Annotated in this window: 10 protein-coding genes; 2 read left to right on the plus strand and 8 right to left on the minus strand. The window is 45.2% G+C overall.

The window, feature by feature from the left end; genetic code table 11:
• Positions 1-123 precede the first annotated feature (123 nt).
• Positions 124-2,049 (plus strand): FAD-dependent 5-carboxymethylaminomethyl-2-thiouridine(34) oxidoreductase MnmC, encoded by a 1,926-nt coding sequence (gene mnmC / locus K5Q92_RS16670; RefSeq protein WP_220770055.1) that lies wholly within the window; start codon positions 124-126, stop codon positions 2,047-2,049.
• Positions 2,050-2,114: 65 nt separating this feature from the next.
• Here mnmC and K5Q92_RS16675 read toward each other — a convergent pair whose 3' ends face one another.
• The 7 genes from K5Q92_RS16675 to prmB all read right to left on the minus strand — a co-directional run bounded on the left by K5Q92_RS16675 (position 2,115) and on the right by prmB (position 8,545).
• Complete coding sequence (locus tag K5Q92_RS16675) at positions 2,115-2,780, minus strand: DUF3313 domain-containing protein (RefSeq protein WP_259649602.1); 666 nt, start codon at positions 2,778-2,780, stop codon at positions 2,115-2,117.
• Between the two features lie 294 nt (positions 2,781-3,074).
• Entirely contained in the window at positions 3,075-3,599 is a 525-nt protein-coding gene (locus K5Q92_RS16680; protein WP_220770057.1) for an RNA methyltransferase, read from the minus strand.
• A gap of 48 nt (positions 3,600-3,647) precedes the next feature.
• Positions 3,648-3,917, minus strand: a complete 270-nt coding sequence (locus tag K5Q92_RS16685) for a YfcL family protein (RefSeq protein WP_220770058.1) — start codon at positions 3,915-3,917, stop codon at positions 3,648-3,650.
• A 130-nt stretch (positions 3,918-4,047) separates the two neighbouring features.
• The gene (locus K5Q92_RS16690) at positions 4,048-5,169 is read right to left on the minus strand and encodes an ATP-NAD kinase family protein (RefSeq protein WP_220770066.1); all 1,122 of its coding nucleotides are present in this window, start codon (positions 5,167-5,169) and stop codon (positions 4,048-4,050) included.
• Positions 5,170-5,207: 38 nt separating this feature from the next.
• Positions 5,208-6,371, minus strand: a complete 1,164-nt coding sequence (locus tag K5Q92_RS16695; RefSeq protein WP_220770059.1) for an MFS transporter — start codon at positions 6,369-6,371, stop codon at positions 5,208-5,210.
• Positions 6,371-7,465, minus strand: a complete 1,095-nt coding sequence (gene aroC, locus K5Q92_RS16700) for a chorismate synthase (RefSeq protein WP_220770060.1) — start codon at positions 7,463-7,465, stop codon at positions 6,371-6,373. The genes K5Q92_RS16695 and aroC overlap by 1 nt, the downstream gene beginning before the upstream one ends.
• Positions 7,466-7,600: 135 nt before the next feature.
• Positions 7,601-8,545 carry a 50S ribosomal protein L3 N(5)-glutamine methyltransferase gene (gene prmB, locus K5Q92_RS16705; RefSeq protein ID WP_220770061.1) on the minus strand — a complete coding sequence of 315 codons (945 nt, stop codon included), beginning with the start codon at positions 8,543-8,545 and terminating at the stop codon, positions 7,601-7,603.
• Positions 8,546-8,624: 79 nt separating this feature from the next.
• On the opposite strand from prmB, the gene smrB reads away from it, so the two are divergent.
• The gene (gene smrB, locus K5Q92_RS16710) at positions 8,625-9,155 is read left to right on the plus strand and encodes an endonuclease SmrB (RefSeq protein ID WP_220770062.1); all 531 of its coding nucleotides are present in this window, start codon (positions 8,625-8,627) and stop codon (positions 9,153-9,155) included.
• A 145-nt stretch (positions 9,156-9,300) separates the two neighbouring features.
• On the opposite strand, the gene sixA is transcribed toward smrB, so the two are convergent.
• A complete protein-coding gene (sixA, locus tag K5Q92_RS16715) occupies positions 9,301-9,771 on the minus strand; it encodes a phosphohistidine phosphatase SixA (RefSeq protein WP_220770063.1) in 471 nt (156 codons plus the stop codon).
• Positions 9,772-10,004: the final 233 nt, after the last annotated feature.

Genomic DNA, 10,004 nt, shown 5'->3' on the forward strand with positions numbered 1-10,004 from the left:
CATTATGAGACCTTACGTATAATCTTTTCCAAAATTTGCCCATAAAAATGTACAATTCAGGGCGACTACCGCGGATTATAAAGCATATTTGCAAGCGCTTAATTTAACATTAAAGACGTAACCATGACAGTAAGTAAAACTCTTAAGCAGGTCATCGATGCCAAAACCTCTCAAAACTGGGTCATTGGTCAGCTAGGTTTAGGCTCTATTGCCACATTTCAACAGCGTATTACTCTCCTTTCGCAGCATAAAGATAAACGGATTACGCTAAAAGTTTTTGCCGATATCAATGATGACTCACGCGCACTTCTTGCAGATAAAGCGCTGGCGAAATTACTGTGTCCTAAAGAAAGCGTTTCTTTAACGGCGATAACAGGCTGTCAACGAGTCATAGTTAATGATGGTCGACTCATTATCGACTTTTATCTTGGGCAATACCTCACGCAGCTACAAGCTGTGCCCATGGTTAGCAAGGGGATTATCAAAAACTGGCATATCGCTAGCGATGCAGACCAAAATCAGTTAACACCAACACTGTTTTGGCAATTAGCAAAGCTAAGTAAAAATGATGCGCAGTTGAGCCTTGCTGATGAATTGACTTCAGAACTCCAGCAACAGCTTTATATACAGGCCGAGCACGTGGGGCTTTATCGCTATAATGCCGAAGATGATGAACCGAGTCATAAGGCACTTCGCTACGATGATATCTGTTTCCAAGAAAGAACGGCTATGCGCGCTCAAAGCCAAGAATTACAAGCACCTTACCCCGTTTGTCCCGCTCCATTTACTGACGATGTAAATCATGGTATTGCCATTATTGGTGGCGGGGTTGCCAGCGCATGCTTAGCACTATCACTGGCCGAACGACAGCAACAAGTCAGCCTTTTCTGTGAGGATTCAGCCTTAGCCCAAGCCGCTTCGGGCAACAAACAGGGAGCTATCTATCCCCTGCTCACTCCAGATAACAACACATTAAGTCAATATTTTCAGCAAGCTTATCTGTTTAGCTTACAAAGATTGAAATCACTAGCCGCACAAGGCCATAAAATAGATTTTGACCTCTGTGGCGTGGTACATACAGGGCATGATGAACGTAGTCGCAAGCGAGTGGCTAAGATTATCAATGGTCACGCTTGGGAGCCCGGTATCGCCCATGTGATTAACGCTGAGCAGGCCTCAAGCATTGCTGGGGTTAACATTGATGACGGAGGGATTTTTTACCCGCAAGGTGGTTGGGTCTCTCCGCAGGATTTTACCCGTGCAGCATTCAAGCAAGCGCAGCTGATTAGCGATGTGTCTCTTAAGCTCAACACCCAAATAACGCAAATCAAACACCTAGATGGCCAATGGTTTGTTAGTAGTAACAGCGAACAATTTGGCCCTTTTAAGGCGCTTGTGGTTGCAAACGGCAAGTCGATTACGCAATTTCAACAGACACAATATTTACAAGCGACGGGCTTTAGAGGCCAAGTTAGTCATGTGCCCTCTCGGGCTAAACTTTCTAAACTCAGCACAGTACTCTGCGCCCATGGTTATATGACACCGAGCAACAATGCCTTGCATTGTCTGGGAGCCAGTTATGTTAAAAATGCTGCTGATACTCACTACAGCCCGAATGAACAAGTCGAGAACTTACACAAAATTCAACACAGCTATCTGGGCCAAGATTGGGTAGAGGAGATCGATGTTTCCGGCCATAGCGCCCGTGTTGGCGTACGTATGGTAACCCGGGATCATGCTCCTATGATGGGACCCGCTCCTGATCTCGACTCAATAATGAGCTTGTATCAAAACCATCAGTTAACGCCTGAAAGTCGAGTCTATTGGCAAAACCATAATGCGCCAGTTCACCAAGGGCTATATGTACTAGGCGGTCTAGGCTCACGTGGATTAAGCTCTGGGCCACTAGCTGCCGAGGCGCTAGCGGCACAAATTTGCGATGAGTTAATGCCTATCAGTCGCGACTTTGTGGCGCTGCTTAACCCCAATCGAATGTGGATGAGAAAACTATTAAAAGGCAAAGCTTTAGAATTTACTAACGAGGTTTAGTTCCCCCTTAGCTGAAAACCAAGAAAGCGCCTGAGCGGCGCTTTTATTTTCCCAAAACCAAGCGATTATTTAGCCCCAGCGTTCATAAGCGCGTTTTTAAAATCATTTATCCAACGGCGATAAACTGTTTTGACATCGCCCCAATTAAATACTTGAGTATTTTGACTCCACTGATTAAAGCCTTCACCTCTGTCGGCGGCTTTGGCTAACACTTCACCAGTTGCCCCATCTTTAATAACCGCAAGCAACATCATAGAGCCGGAGTTCTCTGTATAAGTTCGCCCCATTGAGCTAAAGCTTCTACGACTGGATTCTAGTGGCGCACTGAGGCGAATATCAGTAACCGCAGCCTCAATGACTAAGGTATTAGGGCCAGGCTTAGTCACCAACTCAAATGGTTGCTCACTATTAAAGACTTCTTTAACTGTCAGTTGAAATTGCTCTGACATTTTAATTAATGCTTCTTCGGGCAAGTCATAGGTTGCGTTCAAACCATCGGCTCTTCTATCTATCCTTGGAGGCTTGTAATCAGCTGGATGATCGTTCGTCACCTTAACTGGTTCGAAATACAGCTTAGTGTACTTCCCCCAGTTTACATCGGGACGAGCATAGGAAAGGTCTAACTTAGAGTGGTCAACTCTAATCAAGCCCTCTTTAGTGACCTCGGCATCGGGGCCTTGCTGTAGGCTTGCCGGCTCAGAACTACAGGCTGTTAAGCCTAGAGTCGCCATAAATATTATAGCCTTTAAATTCCGCACGTTTGTCACTGTCATCATTTTCCATTCTTCCCTAAACATTTGATATTAGTGTTTGATCCGTTAGCTTCAAACGACATCTACGTAGCAACTCACTAATTTAGTTATCATTAAATATGGATAGAAATACAGTGCGAGTCAATTAAGCCACTAAAACAATTAAGAGGTTATTAAAAATGACTATACAGATTAAGGACAGGTACAAAAAAGCCAGCAGGGAGTGCCAACTGGCTTAATCATCGCATTTATTTATTTTTATGCTAAACAGGATTAGCGCTTAACCTTAACGCGATTGTTAGTATCTCGACTACTGCGGATCAGATCGTCACTAGCGATAGAAGCTGACTTAGCGAGTCTGTCGTAAAGCAACACATTCACCGAGGCCGCTAAATTCATACAACCTACCGTAGGCACATAGACCACCGCATCCGCACTATTAATGACTTGTTGGCTGATAGTGCCATCTTCAGGCCCAAAGATGTAGATCGCTTTTTCAGGGTGCTCAAACTCAGGTAATGGTATAGCCCCTTCCACTAAATCGACACACACGACTTTCACATCCGGCTCTATCGCCTCAAGCAAAGATTCCACTTTACTCAATGGAATAGAGCTACTGGCACGTTTGGTATCGGTATTGTATTGCGCCGTTCCATTACTCGCCGCCAACTCATAACGTTTACCGGTATAAAATACGGCGTCGGCGCTATAACATCCCGCTGCACGCATAATGCCGCCAACATTCGTTGGGCTCTTTGGATTCACAAGGCCTATAGCAGCGAAACTAATCTTACTCATAAAAGCTTAAACTCTCATCACCCAATCTATTGCGCTCAATGCCAAGCATTAAGCGGCTAGCTTCTCACTCAATTGTGTCCACGCATCGTTAACCAATGCGTAATCTGTATCACTTAGTTCTTCTCTTGCTAATGCCAAACACTCGGTCATCTTAGCTTCTAAGGCGCTTAGGCCCTGCTCACTCTCAACTTCAAGCTGTGAAAGCACAACGGCCACATGGCCTTGTAGATAGCCACTTGCAAATAACGCATCATCATCACCTTCGGCAACAATGGTTTCAATCCAGTCTTGTAGTGTTTGCTCGTACTTCTCAATCATCGAGGGCTCCGCATTATTCTCGTTTGGTGTGCAGTTCAATAGCCATTGAACCTTGTCACGCCAACATATCTTCAAATCGTAAATTGACATCACTAAGCGCAGATTGCAGCAAACTCAGTGACAAGTGTTATTAGGCTAAATCCGGATTCGCGACTTGGTACATCACGTAATCGTGATAGCCAGTAATCACCTTGTAGTAACCCGTAAGCGCTTTATCTAATTCAGGGTCGCCACTATCCACAATTAATGGCCTACCATCAAGTGCTTTTAGCTTTGTTTTTGTCGCTAGTATAACAATATTATCTTTACCTACACGCCTTACAAGTTCAGGGCTTAGCTGCTGATTGCCTCTACCTAAAACGTGCCCTTGACCACCAATTAAAGTGATAAACAGCTTTAATGCTTTAGTTTCAGTGAGCTGTAATAGCTCATTGGCGGACAGGTCGCTCGCCACTAGGGCCTCATCTTGAATAAGGTCCACCCCTAGCAGAGTGTTTTCAAGACCTAACTCACTCATAACAGCTGCAACAGTGCTGCCTGACCCCATGATGCACAGATTATCTTCCATCTGTTCAATCGCTTCAGCGGCAATATCGGCAAGTACCAGCTCATCACTCTCTTTACCGCCCATCTTTACCGCTTGTACATACCTTGGCTCTGCAGGTACCTGCATCTCACCGAATCGCTTGGCCCGCACCACGCCTGTTCTAAATGCAACTTCATCGATATCCATTACATCAGCACTCATCAAGCTGACTAAATCACCATCGAGCAACATTTTAACTACCATGCCCGAAGCGTGTGGCGTTATACCATAAACCCCTGAGTGAATTTTAACTCCGGCAGGAACCCCTAACACGGGCATCTTATCATCTGCAACGGCGTACACATCGCGAGCTGTACCGTCACCTCCTGCGAATAAAAGCAGATCTAAAGTCTCATTTAATAGCTCTGCAACAACTCGTTGAGTGTCTTGGGCTTGAGTCTGTTGTGGTGCTTGATAAACAACGCGAGTGCTAAAGCCCATCTGCTTAGCAATCGTTTCACCCATATCGCCCGAAGCCGTAATCACCTCGATACGTGCCTTATAGGGTTCAATCACAGCTAGAGCCTGTTGCATTCTCAGGTGTGCTTTTGGCTCTGCACCTTTGGCTATGGCCTCTGCAGCCACGCCGTCGCTGCCCTTCAAAGCGACACTGCCTCCAAGACCTGCGAGTGGATTAATGATTAGACCTAGACGAAACTTCCCCACAATGATGACTCCATTTTTACGTTGTAGGTTAATACCCGTTAAGCTGCTTGTGCCTCGGGCTTCGGAATAAATAACACGGCTAGCATAGATATAAACGCGCATGCAGCCGCAAAGATCCAGGTTGACACTGCACCAGTACCGTCACCCCAGATAATGCCGCATAACCAAGTCCCTAATGCACCGCCCACACCAAAGCTTAAACTGGCATAAAGAGCCTGCCCCTGACTGCGGCGGCTTACATCGAAGTGCTTATGAATAAACTGAATTGATGCCGCATGAGTTAAGCCAAAGGTGAAGGCGTGCAACACCTGACTGATACTCAGGAAAACAATGTTTTCAACACCGTAGGCCAGTAATAGCCAACGCACAGCAGTTAAACCTATACTCACCACCAGCAATAGCTGTACCCCAAAACGCCCCAATAATTTTGGTGCATACATAAACATCACGATTTCGGCCATGACGCCTAGTGCAACAAAGATCCCCGCCGCCGCTTCGGTATAACCTGCTTGCTTTAAATACAGTACGAAGAAGCCGTAGAAAGGCCCTGCACTCATCTGCAGTAACATTGCCGAGATCAAAAACCAGATTAAGGCTCTATCGAAGACAAAAGGCTTACGCTTTTGTGTCTTATCGACAGCAGCGCGGTTAGACGGCAGTGGTAGTGCACTGACTAACATGCCAATAAACAATGACATACCGATATAAGGCAAGATCTGCGGCCCAAAGTAATCAATGGCAAAACCGCCACCAACCACTAACACGATATAACCGATACTGCCCCAACTACGGATAGCACCGTATCGGTTGGCATCGTCACCTAAGGTTTCGAGGGTTATCACCTCAAGCTGGGCCAATATCGCGTTCCAGAAAAAGGTATAGACCGCGAGGCTAACCGCTAGGTAGGTTAAACTACCATCATAGAAGAAGGTCAGATAACTTAAGGCTGCAGCACCTGCGCCAATTTTAATCAACTCAGAACGCATGCCCGTTCTGTCGGCGACAATAGCCCATAGGTTAGGCGCAATGATCCGCGTGGCCATTAAAATAGCGAGTAGGAAGCCTATTTCTTGGGCGTCAAAACCACGACTATCAAAAAAGACTCCAAGATAAGGCACCATGATGCCCAAGATTGAAAAGAAAAAGAAATAACATGCACAGAGCCAGCGAAGTTGCTGCTCTGTGCTTTTGGGTTGAAACATTAACGCATTCCGATAATAGGTGTACTGCTGTTCACATCCATATTTTGTGCACGATGACGTAACAGGTGATCCATCAACACAATCGCCAGCATAGCTTCAGCTATTGGTACCGCTCTGATCCCCACGCAAGGGTCATGACGTCCTTTAGTAACCACTTCAGCCACTTCACCTTGGGCATTCATACTTTCGCCCGGCACACTAATACTCGAAGTCGGTTTCATCGCGATATGTGCAATGATTGGTTGACCCGAAGAGATCCCACCTAAAATGCCGCCCGCATGGTTTGATGCAAAGCCTTCTGGTGACATCAAATCTCGATGCTCAGAGCCTTTTTGATTCACGACTTCGAAACCATCACCAATCTCAACGCCTTTAACGGCATTGATGCCCATTAGCGCATGAGCGATATCAGCGTCCAATCGGTCAAACACTGGCTCGCCAAGGCCTACCGGTACGCCTGTGGCAACCACTGAGACTTTAGCACCTATGGAGTCACCACTCTTTTTAAGCTCACGCATATACTCATCTAATGAATCTAGCTTTGATGCATCAGGGAAGAAAAAGGCATTTTGCTCAATCTGATCAAAATCGACGGTCTCTGCAGCAATAGGTCCAAGCTGTGAAAGGTAAGCATGAATTTCAACGCCGTGAACTTGTTTTAGATATTTTTTAGCGATAGCTCCTGCTGCAACGCGCATTGCCGTTTCACGAGCCGATGAACGTCCGCCACCGCGATAGTCGCGCTGTCCGTACTTTTGTTGGTAGGTATAGTCCGCATGTCCAGGGCGGAACAGATCTTTAATATTGGAGTAATCTTTACTGCGCTGATCGGTATTTTCTATCAGCAAGCCGATTGAAGTACCCGTGGTTTGCCCTTCAAACACACCAGACAGAATACGCACTTCATCAGGTTCACGACGAGCTGTTGTATATCGTGAGGTACCTGGACGACGTCTGTCTAGGTCGTGCTGCATATCCGCTTCGGTCAACTCAACACCAGGAGGACATCCATCGATAATACAGCCTATGGCAACACCGTGACTTTCACCGAATGTTGTTACTACGAAATTTTGACCAATACTGTTTCCCGACATTCGATTTATCGCCCTCTATCTCTTTATTCTAATTTTCATTTACCCGCGCTTTGTCGGTAAATTCCTTCTAATACCAATCTGAATGTAGGAGTACTAATTGGTATAAGCCGCAGGCAAGCCTGCGGCTAAAGTCTATTATTCACTATCTTTATAGATAGCGAAAAGTGATTCATTTTCAACTAGCTGATCGCGAGTTAGTACAAACACACCATCACCGCCATTCTCGAACTCAATCCAAGTAAATGGTACATCAGGGAATTGCTCACTTAGATGCACCATAGAGTTACCGACTTCAACTACGAGCAAGCCATCTTCGGTTAGGTAATCGGCCGCATTCGCAAGAATACGCTTGGTGAGATCTAAGCCGTCGCGTCCCGATCCTAAACCGATCTCTGGCTCATGATGATACTCCTCTGGCATATCGCCGATATCTTCCGCATCCACATATGGCGGATTAGACACGATTAAGTCGTAATGCGGGCCTTTTGGAATCGCAGAAAATAGATCTGACTCCATCGGGAATACTCTATCCATCACCTCGAGTGTTTCAATGTTGATCTGTGCAACTTCTAGCGCATCGACACTGATATCTAACGCATCGACCTCTGCATCTTCAAATTCATAAGCACAAGCGATAGCGATACAACCACTACCAGTACATAGGTCCAGTACACGGTTAACAGGCTTATTATATAGCCAAGGACTAAAACGATTAGCAATTAACTCGGCAATTGGTGAGCGTGGAACAAGCACTCGCTCATCCACATAAAACTCAAGCCCTGCAAAATTAGCCTTGTTGGTTAGGTAAGGTACAGGCAAGCGCTCTCTTACTCGGCGAATGATAAGCTCAACAATCTTGTGCTTCTCACTGCTGGTTAAATTAGAGTGAATAACTTGCTGACCAATTTCTTCTGGCAGATGCAACGCATGAAACACTAACGCAATCGCTTCGTCCCATGCGTTATCTGTACCATGACCATAATAAATATTTGCATCATTAAAACGACTGACACCCCAACGTAGCATATCGCCAATAGTACGTAATTCTGTTACCGCTTCATCAACAAAAATCTTATCCAAAATTCACTCCAACTTTTTAATTCGGACTCATTGTAACTGAACTCTATTCATATGGCATCGGATTCAATAAAATAGAGTGATGAATAAAAGCAAAGATAAAGACGATTTGGCCCTTTTTGCAGAACTGACCAAAGGCATAAAACCTTTGCAGCAAAATAAGCGCCATTTCATAGCGGCTCCCAAGGACCGAAAAATAATTGAAGAGAAAGAGCAGCAGCTGCATGCCGATAGCTATTTCTCCGACACCTACCAGCCTCTTTTGCCTGTCAATGGACCGATGAAGTGGGCCCGTGATGATATAGATAACCATGAAGTTAAGCGCTTACGTCGTGGAGACTACGTGCCAGACCTATTGCTAGATATGCATGGTATGCGTCAAACAGAGGCAAAGCTCGAACTCGCTGCACTAATCCAAGCTTGCATCAAGCAGCAAAGCCATTGCTGCTGCGTGATGCATGGCCATGGTACGGGAATATTAAAACAAAACATTCCTATGTGGTTGGCGCAGCATCCTCATGTCAAAGCCTTTCACCAAGCCACTAAAGAATGGGGCGGAGATGCTGCGCTTTTAGTATTAATTGACATTGGTGACCAACCCTATCGCCGCTAATGTCTGTCGCTCATAGTTATAAATAACTCAAACTAAAAAAGTCCAAATAACAGGCCTAAAAGTAAAAAAGTGAGTCATTACTGACTCACTTTTTTATTATATTTAAGTTAGAACATTCCCAAGCTAACAACCTAATGCATTTTAGCTAACTAATTGAGTGTGGTGCATGTTGCCAAACCAGACTATTTCTCTCGTTCGCTCTTTCAATCAAGGTCACTCCAGATGTCGCAAACAACGGAGGCTCAATGCCTGGTACTAACTCACTCACTAGGTAACCTAACAGCGGCATATGTGCGATCACTAACACATTGTTAGCTTGATACTGCTCTGCGTACGCGAGCACGAGATCGGCGACTCGACTTGGGTCGCCAGAAGGTACTAAGTCGTCTAACGTGATCCACTTATGAGGTTCAGGGAAGTGCTTACTGACTTCTTGCCAGCTTTGCTGAGCTCTTAAGTAGGGGCTCACCAGTACCAAGTCGAATTCTTTGATAGTAAGCCCTAACCAGTTGCTCATCAAAACGGTGTGATGACGGCCGATATCGGTAAGGGTACGCTCCCTATCGGAGTGAGCATTATAACCCGCTTCACCGTGACGCATTAAAAATAGCTGCATACTGCGTGGCTACTCCCAATTCTTTATTGTTATTTTTTAATTGTAGTCCGATTCTAATCGCCAACATACCGTTATTTCATTAATAATTAGTCGAATAGATCGATAACGACTAAAATATCACATAAAAGCATCGGACGGCTGAGCTCTGAACCTTAACTCAAACCTGAGACTAATTTAATCAAACTGTCGTTAATTTGACTGATGGCAAAGGTTGTATTTGAAGATAAGTAAAA

Source organism: Shewanella sp. MBTL60-007 (assembly GCF_019654915.1).
Lineage (GTDB): Bacteria > Pseudomonadota > Gammaproteobacteria > Enterobacterales > Shewanellaceae > Shewanella.

Coding starts and splice junctions, on each gene's coding strand:
- K5Q92_RS16680 (WP_220770057.1), bottom strand. CDS start 3,599: ATGAGTAAGATTAGTTTCGCTGCTATAGGCCTTGTGAATCCAAAGAGC.
- K5Q92_RS16675 (WP_259649602.1), bottom strand. CDS start 2,780: ATGGCGACTCTAGGCTTAACAGCCTGTAGTTCTGAGCCGGCAAGCCTA.
- aroC (WP_220770060.1), bottom strand. CDS start 7,465: ATGTCGGGAAACAGTATTGGTCAAAATTTCGTAGTAACAACATTCGGT.
- K5Q92_RS16685 (WP_220770058.1), bottom strand. CDS start 3,917: ATGATTGAGAAGTACGAGCAAACACTACAAGACTGGATTGAAACCATT.
- sixA (WP_220770063.1), bottom strand. CDS start 9,771: ATGCAGCTATTTTTAATGCGTCACGGTGAAGCGGGTTATAATGCTCAC.
- mnmC (WP_220770055.1), top strand. CDS start 124: ATGACAGTAAGTAAAACTCTTAAGCAGGTCATCGATGCCAAAACCTCT.
- smrB (WP_220770062.1), top strand. CDS start 8,625: ATGAATAAAAGCAAAGATAAAGACGATTTGGCCCTTTTTGCAGAACTG.
- K5Q92_RS16695 (WP_220770059.1), bottom strand. CDS start 6,371: ATGTTTCAACCCAAAAGCACAGAGCAGCAACTTCGCTGGCTCTGTGCA.